This is a genomic window from Micromonospora mangrovicola (assembly GCF_047200535.1).
Taxonomy (GTDB): domain Bacteria; phylum Actinomycetota; class Actinomycetes; order Mycobacteriales; family Micromonosporaceae; genus Micromonospora.
In genome coordinates this window covers 16,451-33,799 of the sequence record NZ_JBJZOG010000001.1, presented here as the reverse complement: position 1 = coordinate 33,799, position 17,349 = coordinate 16,451, and the positions used below count along the sequence as shown (strand labels likewise).

18 protein-coding genes and 1 pseudogene are annotated in these 17,349 nt (G+C 73.5%); 10 read left to right on the top strand and 9 right to left on the bottom strand.

Going from position 1 to position 17,349, the window contains the following annotated elements:
• Positions 1–245 precede the first annotated feature (245 nt).
• From ACL02O_RS00150 to ACL02O_RS00130, 5 genes are all read left to right on the top strand, one after another.
• Positions 246–506, top strand: coding sequence for a hypothetical protein (locus ACL02O_RS00150; protein ID WP_412815853.1), 261 nt, complete (start codon positions 246–248; stop codon positions 504–506).
• Between the two features lie 55 nt (positions 507–561).
• Positions 562–1,941, top strand: coding sequence for an MFS transporter (locus ACL02O_RS00145; RefSeq protein WP_412815852.1), 1,380 nt, complete (start codon positions 562–564; stop codon positions 1,939–1,941).
• Between the two features lie 161 nt (positions 1,942–2,102).
• Positions 2,103–2,882 (top strand): SDR family oxidoreductase, encoded by a 780-nt coding sequence (locus ACL02O_RS00140; RefSeq protein ID WP_412815851.1) that lies wholly within the window; start codon positions 2,103–2,105, stop codon positions 2,880–2,882.
• Positions 2,883–2,919: 37 nt separating this feature from the next.
• A complete protein-coding gene (locus ACL02O_RS00135) occupies positions 2,920–3,117 on the top strand; it encodes a hypothetical protein (protein ID WP_412815850.1) in 198 nt (65 codons plus the stop codon).
• A gap of 100 nt (positions 3,118–3,217) precedes the next feature.
• Positions 3,218–3,766, top strand: a complete 549-nt coding sequence (locus ACL02O_RS00130; RefSeq protein ID WP_412815975.1) for a YbaK/EbsC family protein — start codon at positions 3,218–3,220, stop codon at positions 3,764–3,766.
• A gap of 49 nt (positions 3,767–3,815) precedes the next feature.
• Here the strand turns inward: ACL02O_RS00130 and ACL02O_RS00125 are convergent, their stop codons facing one another.
• From ACL02O_RS00125 to ACL02O_RS00105, 5 genes and pseudogenes are all read right to left on the bottom strand, one after another.
• Entirely contained in the window at positions 3,816–4,448 is a 633-nt protein-coding gene (locus ACL02O_RS00125) for a DsbA family oxidoreductase (RefSeq protein WP_412815974.1), read from the bottom strand.
• Between the two features lie 20 nt (positions 4,449–4,468).
• Positions 4,469–4,894: a SufE family protein gene (locus tag ACL02O_RS00120; RefSeq protein ID WP_412815849.1), complete on the bottom strand. Its 426-nt coding sequence runs from the start codon at positions 4,892–4,894 to the stop codon at positions 4,469–4,471.
• A 69-nt stretch (positions 4,895–4,963) separates the two neighbouring features.
• Positions 4,964–5,383, bottom strand: coding sequence for a CBS domain-containing protein (locus ACL02O_RS00115; protein ID WP_412815848.1), 420 nt, complete (start codon positions 5,381–5,383; stop codon positions 4,964–4,966).
• A 55-nt stretch (positions 5,384–5,438) separates the two neighbouring features.
• Entirely contained in the window at positions 5,439–7,208 is a 1,770-nt protein-coding gene (locus ACL02O_RS00110; RefSeq protein WP_412815847.1) for a proline--tRNA ligase, read from the bottom strand.
• A gap of 68 nt (positions 7,209–7,276) precedes the next feature.
• Positions 7,277–9,139 (bottom strand): annotated as a pseudogene (locus ACL02O_RS00105) (glycogen debranching N-terminal domain-containing protein); the annotation flags it as partial.
• Positions 9,140–9,372: 233 nt separating this feature from the next.
• Here ACL02O_RS00105 and ACL02O_RS00100 point away from each other — a divergent pair.
• Genes ACL02O_RS00100 through ACL02O_RS00090 form a run of 3 tightly spaced genes read left to right on the top strand, consistent with a single transcriptional unit; the run spans position 9,373 to position 11,177 of the window.
• On the top strand, positions 9,373–9,897 hold the full coding sequence (locus tag ACL02O_RS00100) for a TolB-like translocation protein (RefSeq protein WP_412815846.1): 525 nt from the start codon (positions 9,373–9,375) through the stop codon (positions 9,895–9,897).
• A gap of 60 nt (positions 9,898–9,957) precedes the next feature.
• Positions 9,958–10,728, top strand: coding sequence for an SGNH/GDSL hydrolase family protein (locus ACL02O_RS00095; RefSeq protein WP_412815845.1), 771 nt, complete (start codon positions 9,958–9,960; stop codon positions 10,726–10,728).
• Positions 10,729–10,730: 2 nt separating this feature from the next.
• The gene (locus ACL02O_RS00090; RefSeq protein WP_412815844.1) at positions 10,731–11,177 is read left to right on the top strand and encodes an imidazolonepropionase-like domain-containing protein; all 447 of its coding nucleotides are present in this window, start codon (positions 10,731–10,733) and stop codon (positions 11,175–11,177) included.
• A gap of 51 nt (positions 11,178–11,228) precedes the next feature.
• On the opposite strand, the gene ACL02O_RS00085 is transcribed toward ACL02O_RS00090, so the two are convergent.
• The gene (locus tag ACL02O_RS00085; RefSeq protein WP_412815843.1) at positions 11,229–12,455 is read right to left on the bottom strand and encodes a hypothetical protein; all 1,227 of its coding nucleotides are present in this window, start codon (positions 12,453–12,455) and stop codon (positions 11,229–11,231) included.
• The gene (locus tag ACL02O_RS00080) at positions 12,448–12,978 is read right to left on the bottom strand and encodes a SigE family RNA polymerase sigma factor (RefSeq protein ID WP_412815842.1); all 531 of its coding nucleotides are present in this window, start codon (positions 12,976–12,978) and stop codon (positions 12,448–12,450) included. The genes ACL02O_RS00085 and ACL02O_RS00080 overlap by 8 nt, the downstream gene beginning before the upstream one ends.
• Before the next feature lie 117 nt (positions 12,979–13,095).
• Between ACL02O_RS00080 and ACL02O_RS00075 the strand changes: the two genes are divergently transcribed.
• Entirely contained in the window at positions 13,096–13,998 is a 903-nt protein-coding gene (locus ACL02O_RS00075) for a sulfurtransferase (protein ID WP_412815841.1), read from the top strand.
• 111 nt (positions 13,999–14,109) lie between these two features.
• Here the strand turns inward: ACL02O_RS00075 and ACL02O_RS00070 are convergent, their stop codons facing one another.
• Positions 14,110–14,685, bottom strand: a complete 576-nt coding sequence (locus ACL02O_RS00070; RefSeq protein ID WP_412815840.1) for a TetR/AcrR family transcriptional regulator — start codon at positions 14,683–14,685, stop codon at positions 14,110–14,112.
• 102 nt (positions 14,686–14,787) lie between these two features.
• Between ACL02O_RS00070 and ACL02O_RS00065 the strand changes: the two genes are divergently transcribed.
• Complete coding sequence (locus tag ACL02O_RS00065) at positions 14,788–15,984, top strand: FAD-dependent monooxygenase (RefSeq protein ID WP_412815839.1); 1,197 nt, start codon at positions 14,788–14,790, stop codon at positions 15,982–15,984.
• A 123-nt stretch (positions 15,985–16,107) separates the two neighbouring features.
• Here the strand turns inward: ACL02O_RS00065 and ACL02O_RS00060 are convergent, their stop codons facing one another.
• Positions 16,108–17,340, bottom strand: coding sequence for an MFS transporter (locus ACL02O_RS00060; RefSeq protein ID WP_412815838.1), 1,233 nt, complete (start codon positions 17,338–17,340; stop codon positions 16,108–16,110).
• Positions 17,341–17,349: the final 9 nt, after the last annotated feature.

The following is a 17,349-nucleotide window of genomic DNA, read 5'->3' as shown; positions in this document are numbered from 1 at the left end:
CGGTGCTCCCGTCGCTGCGCGACGGCTTCAGGACGCGGCGCGGCGTGACACGCGCCGAACTGAAGTCGTCGTAGCCGTATGCCATCGTCGCCTCCCGCGTTCCGTCCGGCGGCCCGATTTCCCGGCGTGGCGTCCGTTATGCCCCCTGGCCAAGGGAAGTTTCTCCGCTGCCCGGCGCATGGACCGGGCAGCGGGTGGAATGCGGCTCGGACGTCGATGTCGTGGCCGGAGACGGGGAGGCGGAGATGAGCACACTGACGCGGAGCCTCAGCGGGGGGCGTGAGTCGATCCGCACGTACAGCCGGCGGGTGGAGATCCCGATGCTCGGCGAGGTGATGGTGCCCCCGCCGGACAAGGTCGCCTACTACGCGGGGCTGGGTGTGCTGGCCGCGCTCAAGGTGATCGAGTGGCCGATGGCCCTGGTGATCACCGCCGGCCACCTGCTGGCCGACCAGCACCTGTCCGGCGTGGTGAAGGGCGTGGGCGAGGCGCTCGAGTCGGCCTGACGAGACGGGGCTCACCGTTGACCTCAATCCGGGTTGAGGTCCGAGGCTTGAGCCCATGTCGACCGCCACCGCCGCGCCGGCGGGCCCACCTGTACACCTCTTCGCCCCGTCCCTGCGGGCGATGACCGTGGGCAGCGTCGCCCTGGTCTCGTTGCTCGCCTTCGAGGCTCTGGCGGTCGGCACCGCGATGCCCACGGTCGCCCGCAACCTGGGCGGGCTGGCCCTGTACGCGCTCGCCTTTGCCGGCCCGTTCGCCTCCGGCGTGGTCGCCATGGTGCTCTCCGGCATCTGGTGCGACGCCCGGGGACCGCGCGCCCCGATGTGGCAGGGGGTGGCCTGGTTCGTGGCCGGGCTCGCCGTGGCCGGCGTCGCCCCGACCATGGGGGTGCTCGTCGCCGGGCGGGTGGTGCAGGGCTTCGGTTCCGGCCTGCTCTCCGTCGCGCTGTACGTGATCGTCGGCCAGGCGTACCCGGAGGAGCTGCGCCGCCGGATCTTCGCCGCGTTCGCGGCGGCCTGGGTGGTGCCGTCACTGGTCGGCCCGGCGGTCGCCGGCGTGATCGTGGAGCACCTGGGTTGGCGCTGGGTGTTCCTCGCGGTGCCGGCGGTCGCGGTGCCGGCGGCGCTGCTGATCCAGCCAGGGCTGCGTTCGCTGGGCGCGGCGACCCGGGTCTCGCCGCCGGCTGGCGCGGCGGCCCGGATCGGCTGGGCCTGCGGGGCGGGGGCGAGCGCCGCACTGCTGCACTACGGGGGGCAGCAGCGCGGCCTCCTCGCGGCCGGCCTGGCCGGGGCGGCGCTGGTCGGCCTGCTGGTCTGCGTGCCGCACCTGCTGCCCGCCGGCTTCCTGCGCGCCGCCCGGGGGCTCCCGACGGTGATCGGCCTGCGAGGGCTCGGCTCGGCGGCGTTCGCCGGGGCGGAGGTGGTGATCCCGTTGATGTTCTCCCGGGAGCGGGCCTTCTCGCCGACGGCGGCCGGCCTGGTGTTGACCATCGGGGCGGTCTCCTGGTCGGTGGGCTCCTGGCTCCAGGGCCGGCTCGCCGCGCCGCGGTCCGCCGCCACCCTGCCCCGGGCCGGGCTGGCCTGCGTCGCGACCGGTACGGCGGGCGTCACGCTGGCCGTGCTGCCGGGCGTTCCGGTGGCCCTCGCCGTGCTCGCGTGGGCCGTCGCGGGTCTCGGCATGGGGCTGCTCTTCCCGTCCCTGTCCGTGCTCACCCTGGCGCTGTCCGCGCCGGGCGAGCAGGGCCGGAACAGCTCGGCCCTGCAACTGGGCGACTCGCTCGCCGTGGCCACCGTGTTGGCGCTGACCGGCGCGGTGCTGGCCGCCGGGGCGGCTCCCGGCCCGGTGAACTACGCGGCCACCCTGGCCGTGGCGGCCGGCTGCGCGCTGCTCGGTCTGCTGCTGGCGGGACGGGTGGTGGTCCGCCCGGCCGCCGGCTGACCCGGCTCCGGCCGGCGCCTGCCCGTTCGCGAGGGCTTCGATTGCGCCGCGCCCGGTCGTCGCGCCGGTGATGATCGGCGGAGGCGGCACGGGCCTGCGCGGGCTGAGTCACGATTCGCGCCGCCGTCCCGTCGGTCGGAGGGCACGGAGAGGAGTGGTCGATGCGGGTGCTGGTGACCGGGGCGAGCGGGCGGCTCGGGCGGGTGGTGTTGCCCCGGCTGCGAAACGAGGGCTGGACGGTGCGGGCGGTCAGCCGGCGGCCCCGGGCGGACGCGGGGGTGGAGTGGGTGGCGGCCGACCTGGCCACCGGCGAGGGCCTGGTCGCGGCGGTGACCGGGATCGACGCGGTGCTGCACCTGGCGTCCTCACCGACCCGGCGAACCCACCGGATCGACGTGCTCGGCACCCGCCGGCTGGTCGTCGCCGCCGGTCACGCCGGCGTGCGGCACCTGGTCTACATCTCGATCGTCGGGGTCGACCGGGTGCCGCTCGGCTACTACCGGCACAAGCTCGCGGCCGAGCAGGTCGTGACGGCCGGGCAGGTGCCCTGGAGCGTGCTGCGGGCGACCCAGTTCCCGGAGTTCCTGGAGGAGTTGCTGCGGGGTGCCAGCCGGCTCGGCTTGACGATCGGGGACCGGGCCGTGCTCGCCCAGCCGGTCGACCCGGATGAGGTGGCGGCGCGGCTGGTCGCGATGCTGGCCGCCGGCCCGTCGTACCGGATCGAGGAGCTCGGCGGTCCGCAGGTGCTCCGCTTCGACGAGGCGGTGCGCGCCTGGCGTACGGCCCGCCGCTCGCACCGTCCACCGCTGCCGGTACGGATTCCGGGGCGGCTCGGCCGGGAGTTGCGCGCCGGCGGCCTCACCACCAGCGCTACCCCGACCGGCACCCGGAACTGGGCGGATCACCTCGCTGACACGTACGGGGGAACCGGCCGGAGATGAAACCTTCTTGCGGTTCCGGCCGCCCTACCGTGGCTGCATGCTGGTTCTCGTCACCACGGTGATCCTCTACGTTGCCGGCTTCGTCTTCCTCTACGGCGTGATCCGGCTGGGCGTCCGGCACGGTATCGAGGACGCCGAGGCGAACCGCCCCGAGGTGCTGCGCCGGGCGCAGCTCGCCGCCGCCCACGACCTGGAGTTCAACCGCGAGAACGCCTTCCTGTCCAACAACAACTGAACCCGCCGGGGATCGGGCCGGGGATGCGGGTCCCGTCTGGCGGGCACGGCGGCACGCTGCCGAGCGGAAGCGGACGGCGGGTGCGAGGATCGCTCCCGTGATGGGGACGCTGAAGACGGAGCCTGCCCGTACCCGACTGGACCTGCTGGCCCCGCCGGTCGCCGCCGCGGTCGAGCAGTGGCCGGTGGTGGCGCCGGTGGACGTCGACGACGTGCTGGTCGCCCCGATAGACGCCGAGCTGGCGGACACCGCGGCGTTCTGCGCGGCGTACGAGGTGGGGCTGGAGGAGTCGGCGAACTGTGTGGTGGTCGCCGGCAAGCGGGGTGGCGAGATCCGGTACGTGGCCTGCGTGGTGCTCGCCACCACCCGGGCCGATGTGAACGGCGTGGTCCGCCGGATGCTGGACGTGCGCAAGGCGAGCTTCGCGCCGATGGCCGACGCCGTCGAGCTGACCGGGATGGAGTACGGCGGGATCACCCCGATCGGCCTGCCGGAGGAGTGGCCGATCCTGGTGGACTCGCGGGTGATCGCCATGCCGCACGTGATCATCGGGTCCGGCGTACGGCACAGCAAGATCGCGTTGCCCGGGCCCGCGCTCGGCGCGCTGCCCGGGGCAACGGTGGTGGCGGACCTGGCCAGGCCCGCCTAGCTGGCAAGCTTCATCGATCTTGTTTCACGTGGAACAAGATCGGCGGAGATCACTCGGCGGATTCGCGCTGCTCGACCTCGCGCAGGGCGGCGAGCAGGGTCTCCGGCTCCTGGGCGCCGGTGACGGCGTACTTCCCGGCGAGCACGAAGGTCGGCACGCTGGAGACGCCGAGCTGGTGCGCGGCCGACAAATCGGCGGCCACCTCACGCCGGCCGAGGTTCGACTCCAGGTACTGGCGGGCCTCGGTCTCGTCCAGGCCCACCTCGGTGGCGAGCTTCACCAGCGCGTCGGTCGACCCGACGTCGATCCCGTCCTGGAAATGCGCCCGGTAGAGCCGCTCCACCAGCTCCGCGGCGCGGCCGCGCTCGGTGGCGAACCGGACCAGCCGGTGCGCCTCGAAGGTGTTGGCAGCCACCGCGCGGTCGAAGTGCATGTCGATCCCCACGGTCGCGGCGACCTGGGTGACGTGGGTGGCCATCCCCTCGGCCCGCTCCCGGCCACCGAACTTCGCGCTCAACGCCTCGACCAGCGGCTTCGGCTCGGTCACCGGCGTCGGGTCGAGCTGGAACGGCCGGTACCGGACGGTCACCTCACCGTCGTACGACTCCAGCGCCTGCTCCAACCGGCGCTTGCCGATCCAGCACCAGGGGCACACCACGTCGGCGTAGATCTCGATCTCCATGATCAGCGACAACCCGTTGATCAGGAAATCTGTTCCCGGACCTGGCGCTTCAGTCGGGCCAGGATCGCCGTGCCACCGCGTACCCGCAGCGGGCTGATCGCCTGGGCCAGCCCCATCCGCTGGTAGAGGTCGTCCGGCACGGCCAGCGCCTCCTCGGCGCTCGCCCCGGCCAGCCCTTCGGCGAGGATGCCGGCGAACGCGCGGGTGGTGGGCGCCTCGGGCGGGCAGTCGAAGATCGTGCTCACCGTCTTGTCCGGGTTGACCTCGGCGCGCAGGAAGAACGCCGTCTGGCACTCCGGGACCTGCTCCAGCTCGGCCCGGTCCACCCCGGCGGGCAGGGGCGGGATCACGTCGGCGAACTCCAGCAGCATCTCCAGCACCACGTCTCGGGGCGCGGCGGCGAACTCGTCGACGATCTCGGCCAGCTTGCTCGGCATCTCGGGCATGAGCGCCAGGCTACCGCCGGAAACCCGGTGCCTCTCGGGGTCAGCGGAGCGGGCACCGGGTCGGGCGGATCACATGTTCGGGGCGGCCTCGCTGATGTCGCTCAGCGCGGAGTCCGGGTCGAGCTGCATGGCCAGGTCGCCCAGGGAGACGACGCCGACCAGCTTGCGGTCGTTGTCGCAGACCAGCACCCGTCGGATGTTGCGCTCGCGCATCAGCGCGGCCGCCTCGTTCGCGGTGCAGTGCTGCTCGATCATCACCACCTCGCGGGTGACGATCGAACCGATCGTGGTGCTCGTCGGGTCGGCCCGCTCGGCGACGGCCCGCACCACGATGTCGCGGTCGGTCAGCATGCCGGCGAGGGTGGCGCCGTCGGTGACCACCACGTCACCGATGTCCGCCTCCTTCATCACCCTGGCCGCCTCCTCCAGCGGGGTCTCCGCCGGGAGATAGACCACCTGTTTCGTCATCACATCGCTGACCCGGTACATGAGAGCCTCCGAACACCTCCGGTCGATCCCGAGGCGGTACCCCCTGGCGCGTCCGCTACACCCGATCGCGGCGCGTCGCGTCCGCCTCGTCGCGCAGCCGCTCGACCAGGCCCGCCACCGGCAGTTCGGTCCGCTCGCCAGTGGACCGGTCGCGCAGCTCGACATACCCCTCGGCGAGACGGCGACCGACCACGACGGCACGCGGGACGCCGATCAGCTCGGCGTCGGTGAACTTCACGCCGGCGGAGACGTTGGTCCGGTCGTCGACCAGCACCCGCAGGCCGGCGTCGGAGAGGCGTCCGCCGAGGTCGAGCGCCGCGTCGAGCTGCGGACCCTTGCCGGCGGCGATCAGGTGTACGTCGCACGGCGCGACCGCCGCCGGCCAGACCAGCCCCCGGTCGTCGTGGTGCTGCTCGGCGATCGACGCGACCAGCCGGGAGACGCCGATGCCGTAGCAGCCCATGGTGGGCCGGACCGGCTTGCCCGCCGGCCCGAGCACGTCCACCGCGAAGGCGTCGGTGAACCGGCGGCCGAGCTGGAAGATGTGCCCCACCTCGATCCCCCTGCGCATGGTCAGCTCGCCGTCACCGCAGGCCGGGCAGGGGTCGCCGGGGCGTACCTCGGCGGCCTCGATGGTCCCGTCCGGGGTGAAGTCCCGGCCGCAGACCACGTCGGTGGCGTGCCGGCCCGGCTCGTTGGCGCCGGTCAGCCAACTGGTGCCGGCGACCACCCGGGGATCGACCAGGTAGCGGACGCCGTGCTTGGCGAGGATCTGCGGCCCGATGTAGCCGCGGACCAGCTCGGGGTGGCCCGCCCAGTCGTCGAAGACCGCCACGGTGGCCGGGTGCAGCGCCGCCCCGACCCGCTTCAGGTCCACCTCGCGGTCGCCGGGCAGGCCGACGACCAGCAGCTCCGCCTGCTCGACCCCCGGCCGGCGGACGGCCAGCGCCACGTTCTTCAGGGTGTCGGCGGCGGTCCAGTCGGTACGTCCGGCGAGCGCGCGCTCGTTCGCCAGGTCGACCAGGGAGGCGATGGTCGGCGTCTCCGGGGTGTCGTGCACCTCGGTCGCCGGGTGCGCGTCGGGGTCACCGGCGACCGGCGCCCGGGTCACCACCGCCTCGGTGTTGGCCGCGTAGTCGCAGGCGGTGCAGCCGACGAAGGTGTCCTCGCCGACCGGCGTGGCGGCCAGGAACTCCTCCGACGCCGACCCGCCCATCGCCCCGGACATCGCGTGCACCACGGTGCAGTCCAGCCCGAGCTTGTCGAAGATCTTCGAGTAGGCCGCCCGGTGCCGGTCGTACGCCTGCTGAAGGCCCGCCTCGTCCAGGTCGAAGGAGTACGCGTCCTTCATCAGGAACTCGCGTCCGCGCAGCAGGCCGGCCCGGGGCCGGGCCTCGTCCCGGAACTTCGTCTGAATCTGGAAGAGCGTCACCGGGAAGTCCCGGTACGAGGTGAACAGGTCCTTCACCAGCAGCGCGGCCATCTCCTCGTGGGTCGGGGCGAGCAGGTGCTCGGCGCCCTTCCGGTCGGCGAGGGTGAAGATGTCGTCGCCGTACTCCGCCCACCGCCCGCTGGTCCGGTACGGCTCGGCCGGGAGCAGCGCCGGGAAGTGCACCTCCTGGTCGCCGATCGCCACCATCCCGGCGCGGACGATCTCGGTGACCCGGTCCAGCACCAGCTTGCCCAGCGGCAGCCAGGTGTAGCCGCCCGGGGCGGCGCGGCGGACGTAGCCGGCGCGGAGCAGGAGCCGGTGGCTCGGCACCTCCGCGTCGGCCGGGTCCTCGCGCAGGGTCCGGAGCAGCAGAGTCGACATGCGTAGCAGCATTGCCGCAGCGTACGACCGGTGCCGCCAGCGCGGCGATCCAATTCGGCAGGCGGCGCGGGTCGCGGCGGTTACTCGGGGAACTGGTGGTGTCGTCGTTTGCGCCTGCCGGTGCGGAGGCCGAATGCGTTGGCCCGTCCCCAGCGTCCGGGGATGTCGAGCAGTTCGATGCGCTGGATGGAGGGTGGCAGGAACGGGTCGGTCGCGAGGTGGTTCTCGTGGGGTTCGAGGCCGAGCATGGTGCGCAGGAACAGCAGGGGGGCTCCGGCGGACCAGCCCTGCGGGCTGCACGCGGTGGGGTATTCGACCGGGTAGTTGGTCAGGGCACGGTCGTAGCCGGCGAAGGCTTCGGGAAGGCGGCCCTCGAATTCTGCTGACGCCTGGATGATGCCCTCGGCGATGCGGGCTGCTTCTTCGCGGAAGCCGTAGCGCCACAGCCCCCAGGCGATGATGGAGTTGTCGAACGGCCAGACGGTGCCGACGTGATAGCCGACGGGGTTGTAGCGGGCTTCGGTGTCGGCGAGAGTGCGAATGCCCCAACCAGAGAACATGCTGGGGCCGAGCAGGTGTTGGGCGACCTTCTTCGCGCGGGCGGGTTCGACGATGCCGCTCCACAGCAGGTGGCCCATGTTGGAGGCGAGCGCGTCAACGGGCTTGCCGTCGGGGTCGAGGGCCAGCGCGTAGTACTCCTTGTCCGGGATCCAGAAGTCGCGGTTGAACCGCTCCTTGAGTTCGGCGGCTTCCCGTTCGAGCCGCTCGACGTAGGCCGCGTCGTTCCAGAACTGGCGGGCGAGGCGGGCACCGCGGATCTTCGCGTCGTAGGCGTAGCCCTGCAACTCGCAGGTGGCACGGGGAGGAAGGGGCAGGCGGCCGTCGTGGTAGGAGATCGAGTCCGGGGAGTCCTTCCAGCACTGGTTCTCCAGGCCGTTGATCTTGTTGCGCCGCCAGTAGGACAGGTAGCCGTTGCCGAGCAGGTCGCCGTACTCGTCGATCCAGTCCAACGCCGCCCGGGCGTTGGGCTCAAGCCAATGGATCAGCTCGACGTCCCCGGTCCACCGCTCGTACTCGTCGAGCAGGATCACGAACAGCGGGGTGGCGTCCGCCGACCCGTAGTAGGGCGTGTGCGGCTGCTCCTCGAACGCGGCTGACTCCCCGTAGCGGAACTCGTGCAGGATCTTCCCCGGCTCCTCCTCCTCGAAATCGTCCAGCGTCACCCCCTGCAGGAGCGCCAGCAGGCGCAGTACGGGCGGAGCCAACTGCGGTGCGAACGGCATGGCCTGCAGGCAGATGAAGATGCTGTCCCGCCCGAAGATGGTCATGAACCAGGGCAGACCGGCCGTCGGCAAGGGAGCTGCAGGATTGGTCAGCGAGGCGTACCGCATGGCGGCCAGATCGACGATGCTCCGCTCGTACGTCGTCTGGAGCGGCTCGTTGTCGCAGATCAACCGGGGGTCTCCGCGAGCCAGCGCTCCAGATCCTGCCGCAGGCTTGCTCTGGTCCTTTCCCGGTAGACGTTCCAGATGGTCCGGGCCCCGTCACCGCGGGCTTCCTGGATGATCGGCTGCACGCGCAGCTCGGTATGCCAGGACGACCGGGGTGCCACGTAGATCTCGAAGGTCATTCCCGCGTCGTCGATCCGGGCCTCGGCCGTGCTGGAGATGATCGCGGCGCGCCCGGAAGCCGGCCCGCTCATAGTGGAAGCACAGGCGGCTGTCCTCCGGGCGCACCGAGGTCACCCCGCTCTTGGCCCGTACGTCCTTAATCTCGAACAAGTCGGCGAAGTCGCTGCCAATTTCCACCCGCACGGTGAAGTGCGCCGGCCGGATATCGTGATTCAGGACCGTCACCCGCTCGGTGAAGTCCCGAAAGATCGACTGCTCCCGGATAACCGAAACCTTGGCGTCGACATAGTGCGTCGGCTCCCCGGGTACGAGGCACCAGAGGTGAGCGGTCTCAGCAGTGGTGCTGCCTGGCTTCGGGCCGTAGTACAGCCGGCCGATCGTCGCGGTGGGCTCACCGGACGCCGAGCTGGTCGCCGGCGCCTCCGTAGTGGTGGACGGGTCCGGGGTCGGGGTGTACGCCGCGGCGTTGCCACTCTCGTGCAGCCGGTGCCACGAACGGTGGGTCCTGGTCGCCCGACTCCCGGCAACTGCTGGTGTCCCGCGTGATGAGCGCCGAACCAAACCTGGTGATGGAGCAGGGAGTCGTCGACGTGACCTCGGGGAAGTACGAGGCAATCCGGAAGATCAAGGGATGCCACCCGCTGTGGTCGGCCGACGGCCGGGTGCTGGCCTACGCCGACGGTGCGGGTCGGGTGGCGGTGAGCCGGGCCGACGGCAGCGGTCAGCGGTTCATCCCCGGCCTAGGCGGCGGGGCCCGGTACGCCTCCTTCGACGTGGCCAGCCTGTCGCCGGATGGCTCCCGGATCGCCCTGCTGCGGCGGGGGCCGAACGAGGACGCCGGCGACGTCGCGCGGGAACTCGACGTCAACGCCGGACTGGACACCCGGACCGGGAAGAAGGTCGACCTGCCGCTGGGCGGACGGAACCTGCGGCACGCCGGTCGGCGGTCCGCCCCGCTTCGTGCGCGCCGTTCGGGTCAGCGCAGCCGGTCGACATCATCCACGGTCGGTGCGACGGAATCCGTCCCTTCGATGACCTCCGCCACGTCGCGGGCCGGAGGCGCACGGTGACACCGGGCGCGGTGACAGACTGGGCGGCGCAGCTCTGCCGGGACGTCAGAGGGAGGCGCGGTGCGCTGGCGCAGCTACGTGGCGGTTGGTGACAGCTTCACCGAGGGCATGGACGACGCGTATCCGGACGGCACCTACCGCGGCTGGGCCGACCTGATCGCCACCCGGCTCGCCGCCGAGGCCGGGCCCGACTTCGGGTACGCCAACCTGGCGATCCGGGGCCGCCTGTTCCCGAACATCGTCGCCGAACAGGTGCCGGCGGCACTGGCCATGGAACCCGACCTGATCAGCTTCGCGGCGGGCGGCAATGACGTGCTGCGCCGTACCTTCGACGCGGACTCCTTCGTCCCCCGCTTCGACGCGGTCATCGGTGAGCTGCGGTCCAGCGGCGCCGACGTGGTCCTCTTCCGGTTCGCCGACGTGATGGCCCGGCTGCCCGGGCAGCGGCTGGTCGCCCCCCGGGTGAACCTGCTCAACCGGGTGGTCGGTGAGGTCGCGGAGCGGCACGGTGCGATCCTGGTCGACCTGTACGCCGACGACACCTACCTCAACCCGCTGCTCTGGAGCACCGACCGGCTGCACCTGTCGGCCGCCGGGCACCGCCGGGTCGCCGCGCAGGTGCTCGCCGCGCTCGGGGTCGGTTGCGACGAGGAGTGGCTGTTGGTGCCGCAGCGCCCCGCACCGAGCCCGTGGCTGGCCGCCCGTGCGGCCGACCTGCGCTGGGTTGGCCAGCACCTGGCCCCCTGGGTCAAGCGCCGCCTCACCGGCCGCTCCTCCGGTGACTCCGTCACCGCGAAGCGGCCCACCCTCGGCCCGATCACCCTCGACTGACGGTGCGCACCGTCCACACCGCCGACCTGCTGCGGCTGACGCCCGACGACGAGGCGCGGGCGGGCCAGGCGGTCCTGGTGACCGGCGACCGGATCGAGGCGGTCGCGCCGTTGGACGAGCTGACGGCGGCGTACCCCGGGGTGCGGGTGCGCCGGTGGGCCGGGACGCTCGGGCCGGCGCTGGTGCACGACGGGCCGCCGCCGCCCGCGCCGAGCCCGCGTGAGCGGGTGCACGCCCTGTTCCGGGCCGGCGTCGGCGCGGTGCTCGCCGCCCACCTGACCGACCCGGCACTGCGGGCCGCCGCCGCCCGCAACGGCCTGGCCGTGCTGGATCGCCCCCGGCAGCCGGCGCTGGTCGTCGGCGGCCGGGCCGACCTGGCCGTCTTCGGCGACGACGGCTCCTGCCTGGCCACCGTGGTCGCCGGCCGGCTGGTGCACCGCCGGGCCTGACCGTCGGCGGCACCGGACGCCACAGGTCCGGCTGGGCCGGGCGGGCGTCCGTCAGGAGAAGGCGATCCAGCTACGGTCGGCGCCCCGGCCGGTGCCGAGCAGCCGCACGTTGCGGTAGAGGACCTGGACCGTGCCGTCCGGCAGCGCCGCGATGTCGGGGTGCTGCTCAGGGTCGTCGCGCAGCAGGTCGCGCAGTTCCCGGATGTCGACGTAGCGGCCGTCGACCACGAAACCGATCCCGCCGTACCAGCTCGTGACCAGCAGGGCACCCGCCCCGACCGCGGTGACCTGGCTCGTGTCGTCCGGCAGGGCGGGCCCCGGCCGCCACCGGTCGCCGACCAGCCGCCACACCCGATTCGGCCGGTCGGTCCGGACCAGCCAGACCTCGCGGCCGTCCGGCGAGACGGTGAGCCGGCGAGCCCCCGTGGCCGGCGGGATCTTTCGCCAGCTGTCGCCCCGGTCGTCGCTGGTCACCACGGTCAGCTGGTCCCGCTCGACCAGGGTGAGCCAGAGCCGTCCGTCGGCGCCTTCGAGCAGGGCACCTTCCGAGTCCGGGGGCACGGTCACCGGTGGCTGGTGCGGCAGCGGCCGTCCGTCGAACCGCAGCACCTGCCATCGCCGGCACATCTGCCCGCGGATGTCACCGGTCGCGTGGGGACAGCCGAGGCGCAACCCGCCGGGGGTGGAGAAGGTACGCAGGATCTCCTCGGCGGGCGACTCCCCCGAGTGGCTGGTCCAGGTGACGCCCCCGTCAACGGTGACCAGGTACCGCCGGTCGAGCATCAGGGTCAGCCGCTCGCCGTCCCGGGGCAACAGTTGCACGAAGCCCGGCGGAATCTCCGGCACGTTCGTCGACCGCCAGGTCGCCCCCGCATCGGTGGTCCGCGCCACGGTACGGCGGCATCCCTCGGCTGCCGGGTCCGGCGCGGGGCAGGTGTCGAGGAGCGCCCAGCCGGCCCGGCCGTCGACGAACCGCAGGTCCCTCAGCCTGCCGGGGAAGCCGGGCAGGATGACCTCGCGCTCGGTCAGCTTCCCGTCCGGCGAGGGGGAGCCGGACGGGGTGGGGTGCGGCGCGGAGCGGTCGCCACGGTGGGCGACCGCGTACCCGCCGGCCGAGCCGGCGAGCAGCAGCGCGGCCAGGCCGGCCAGCATGCCCCGCCGGTGGCGGCGGCGGTCCCGGACCCGGCGCTGCGCCGCGGGTACGCCCGGCGGGCGGAAGGTCTCCCGCGCCGCCGCCTCGAATTCGGCGAACATCTCCTTGATGGCGGTCTCAGGCACGGCCGTCCTCCGATCCGGTCTCGGTGAAGTAGCCGGCCAGCGCGGCGCGGCCCCGGGAGAGCCAGGACCGGACCGTGCCCTCGGGGGCACCGGTCTGCTCGGCGATCTCGGCGACGCTCAGCTGGGCCAGGTGGTGCAGCACGATCGCCCGGCGCTGGTTGGCGGGCAGGGTGGCCAGCGCCCGGGTGAGCGCGACCCGGTCGGGTTGCGGGCCCGGCACGTGCTCCTCGCGCTGCCGGGCCCGGTGCCGCACGGTGGTACGCACCCGGCGCAGCCGACTGGTCGCCAGGTTCCAGGCCACCCGCCGGACGAACGCCGACGGGTCGTCGTACCCGCTGATCCGGGCCCAGCGCTCCAGGGTCCGGCAGAACGCCTCCTGGGTCAGGTCCTGCGCCTCGGCGTGGTCGCCCAGGTACGCGTAGAGCTGCACGGCGATCCGGTGGAAGTGGGCCTGGTAGAAGTCGGTGAAGTCCACCGGTGCTGCCGCGGACCGGGGTGGCCCGGTCTGCTGCCGAACGGTCATGGGCGATCCTCTGTGGTCGGCGGGTTCCGCTCCTGTCACGTGCGGCCCGCCACATTCGCTGCACCCGATTTCCGGCAGACCGGTTGACGGCCCCGGATCGGGCGTACCTTGGGGATCATGCCTGTGCCGAGCGATCCGAATCCCCGCCTCCAGTCGTACGCCGACCCGCAGCGCCTGGTCACCACCGAGTGGCTGGCCGAGCACCTGGGCGACGAGGGCCTCGTGGTGGTCGAGTCCGACGAGGACGTGCTCCTCTACGACACCGGCCACCTCCCCGGCGCCGTCAAGGTCGACTGGCACACCGAGCTGAACGACCAGGTGACCCGGGACTATCTGGATGCGGAGAGCTTCGCCGAGCTCTGCGCCGCGAAGGGCATCGGCCGGAACGACACCGTGGTCTTCTACGGTGACAACTTCAACTGGTGGGCCGCGTACGCCCTCTGGGTCTTCTCGCTCTTCGGCCACCCCGACGTCCGGCTGCTGGACGGCGGCCGGCAGAAGTGGATCGCCGAGGGACGTGAGCTGACCCGGGAGAAGGTGGCCCGGCCGCGCGCCGAGTACCCGGTGCCGGAGCGCAACGATGCGCCGATCCGGGCCTACCGCGAGCAGGTCATGGCGCATGTGGCGGCCGGCCGGCCGCTGGTCGACGTCCGCTCGCCCGGCGAGTACACCGGCGAGATGCTGCACATGCCGGACTATCCGCAGGAGGGCGCGCTGCGCGGCGGGCACATCCCGGGTGCGGTGAGCAAGCCGTGGAAGTCCGCCGCGAACGACGACGGCACCTTCAAGTCCGCGGACGAGCTGCGGGCCATCTACGCCGACCAGCTCGGGCTGAGCCCGTCCGACGACGTGGTGGCGTACTGCCGGATCGGCGAGCGGTCCAGCCACACCTGGTTCGTGCTGCACCACCTGCTCGGCTACCCGCAGGTCCGCAACTACGACGGTTCGTGGACCGAGTGGGGCAACCTGGTCCGGGCCCCTGTCGTGAAGGGCGACCAGCCGGGCGGCCTCGCTGGCTGACCCACCGGCTGGTCGCTCGCGTTCCGCCGCATGTCGCGGTGTCCCCGAGGCGGGACACCGCGACATGCCGCATTCAGCGCTGGTCGGGCCGGGTCGGTCGGGCCGGGACTGTCAGGCCGGGGCCGTGCCGGTGAGGTAGCGCTGGATGGTCGGTCCCACCCAGGCGACCAGCTCGGCCGGCGGAGCCTCGACCATCGGCGGCAGCCCGACGATGTACCGGGTGAGGGCGAGGCCGAGGATCTGGCTGGCGACCAGGCCGGCCCGGCGAGCGGTGGTCGCGGGGTCGGTGCCGAACCGGGCCACGGCCGCGCCGAGCTGGTCGGCGAAGATGCCCCTCATCCGCTCGGCCGCGCCCGGGTTGGTGCTGGCCGCGCGGAGCAGGGCGGCCAGCGTTCCGTCGCCTTCCCAGCGGTCGAGGAAGTGGCGGACCAGCGTCTCGCCGAGGCGGTCGCTCGGTACGCCGGCCAGGTCGGGCAGGCGCAGGTCGAACTCCGCCGCCGCCGCGAACAGGCCCTCCTTGCTGCCGTAGTAGCGCATCACCATCGACGGGTCGATCCGCGCCGCCGCGGCGATGGCCCGGATGGTGGCGCGGTCGTACCCGTCGGCGGCGAAGCGTTCTCGGGCCGCGCGCAGGATCGCGGCCCGCGTGGCGTCCGAGCGACGGGTGCCGGGTGCCGTGTCGGTCATGTCCACGACTGTATGCCAACAAGCGTTGACATTGACGCCGGGTCGCGCCTACCGTTTGTCAACAAGCGTTGGCAAACAATCGTTGGCATACGGAGGTGGGACATGCTTCCCGAGCGCACCGACGTCCTCGTGGTGGGGGCCGGACCGACCGGCCTGGCGGCGGCCGTGACCCTGGCCCGGCACGGCGTGACGGCCACCGTCGTCGACCGGTCCGCCGCGCCGCCGATCACCTCCCGGGCCGCCGTCGTCCACGCCGGCACCCTGGAGGTGCTCGACCGGATCGGGGTCGCCGCCCCGCTCGTCGACCGCGGCCTGCCGTCGCCCCGGTTCACCGTCCGCGACCGGGACCGCAGGCTGCTCACCGTGCGCTTCGACCGGCTGCCGTCCCGCTATCCGTACGCGCTGATGGTGTCGCAGTCGGAGACCGAGGCGGTGCTCGCCGACCGGCTGACCGCGCTCGGCGGCCGGGTGCTCCGGCCGTACGAGCTGGCCGGACTCGACCTCGACGAGACCGGCGCGACCGCCCGCTTCGCCGGTGGGGAGACGGTCCGGGCCCGGTGGGTGATCGGCGCGGACGGCATGCACAGCACGGTCCGCCAACTGTCCGGCATCGACTTCGGCGCGCCCACCGACCCGGGTGAGTCGTTCCTGCTCGCGGACGCCCGGGTGGACAGCGGGCTGCCCCGCGACGAGACCGCGCTCTTCCTGGCCCGGCAGGGGCCGCTGGTCTGGGCGCCGCTGCCGGACGGGGTGGTCCGGCTGGTCGCCGCGGTGGCCGATGCGCCGCGCGACCCGGATGTCGCCCAGTTCCAGGCGCTGCTCGACGAGCGGGGACCCGCTCGCGGGTCGAACCGGATCACCGAACTGCTCTGGACCTCGCGGTTCCGGGTCCACCACCGGATCGCCGGCTCGTTCCGGGCCGGGCCGGTGCTGCTCGCCGGGGACTCCGCCCACGTGCACAGCCCGGCCGGCGGGCAGGGCATGAACCTCGGCCTCCGGGACGCGGTCGCCCTCGGCGACGCGCTCGCCGCGGTGCTCGCCGGCGAACCGACGATCCTGCTGGACGAGTACGCCACCGCGCGCCGGCCGCTCGCCGAGGAGGTGCTCGCCTTCTCCGACCGGCTCACCCGGCTCGCCACCGTCCCGCCCGCCGGCCGTCCCCTGCGGGACCTGATGTTCCGGGGCTTCTCGATGCTGCCGTCGGTTCGGCAGCGGATCGCCGTGCGGCTGGCCGGCTTCGAGCCGGGCGCGCCGGCCGTCGACCCGCTCACCCCCGACGGGGCGGTGGCCCGGCGCTGACCCGGCGCCGGGAGGCCTCCAGCGCCTCCCGGGCAGCGTCACCGCCGCTCAGCCTGGACCCGGTACGGTCGGCCGCGGGTGCCCGGCACGGCCTCGTGCCGGACACCCGCTGTCCGTCCCGGCCTAGGGACGGGCGACCGGCTCGGCCCGGCGCTCGACGGCGGAACCCGCCCCCCGCAGCGTCCGCCAGGCTCCGGCGGTGACCACGGCGAAGACCCCGGCCGCCGCCCAGCCCACCGGGGCCACGCCGTACGCCTGGCCGGCGAGCCCGGCGAGCGCCGCCCCGACGGGTGCGCTGACCAGGCCGACCACCCGCTGCGCCGCGCGGACCCGGCCGAGCAGCTCCGGCGGGACGTGCCGCTGTCCGTACGCCGACCAGAGGCTGTTCCAGACCGTGGTGCCGGCGGCGAAACAGGTCAGCGCCAGCCCGCCGGACAGCGGGTGCCGCGCCACCGCGAACCCGGCCAGCGCCAGGGTCTGCCAGACCAGCACCGCACGCAGGGCGGGCAGGGTGCCGAACCGTGCCGCCAGCCGGCCGGCCGCCAGCGCCCCGACCAGTCCGCCCACGACCACCCCCGCCGCGAACAACCCGTACGCCTCCGCCGGCACCCGCAGCACGGTCAGCGCGTAGAGCACCAGCACCGCCATCACCCCGCTGATCGCCAGGTTCGACCCGGCGCTCGCCACCGTGACCCCCCACAGGGTCCGGTCCCGCCGCACCCACCGCACCCCCGCCCAGGACTCCCGCCACACCGACCGCCGCGGCCGGGCCGCGGCCGGGGCCGGGGAAGCGGGAATCGCGAGGACGAGGACGGCGGCGAGGGCGAAGGTGAGGGCGTCGACGGCGAACGGGAGGGCCGCCGCGACGGCGAAGAGGACGCCGGCCAGGGGGGCGCCGAGGAAACCGCCGGCCACCGCCGTGCCGGCCTGGAGTCGGCCGTTCGCGGTGGGCAGGGCGGCCGGCGGCACCACCGACGGGAGCAGCGCGAACGAGGCCGGGTCGAAGAGCGTGCCGAGGGCGGCGAGCAGGAACGCGACGGCCACCAGGCTGGCCACGCCGGCCCGCCCGGTGGCGACCAGCACGGCCAGGGCGGCCACCACCACGGCCCGCGCCCCGTCCACCGCGGCCATCGTCCGGCGGCGCTCCCAACGGTCGGCGTACGCGCCACCGAGCAGGCCGAGCAGCAGTGGCGGGAGCTGCCCGGCCACGGTCACCGCGGCGATCGCCCGGGGGTCACGGGTCAGCGTGGCGGCCAGCAGGGCCAGTGCCGGCGTACGCAGTGTGTCGCCGAACCGCGAGGAGACGGCGGCGGACCAGAGCAGCCGGAAGTCCCGGCCGAGTACGGGAGCGGTCATGCCGACGGA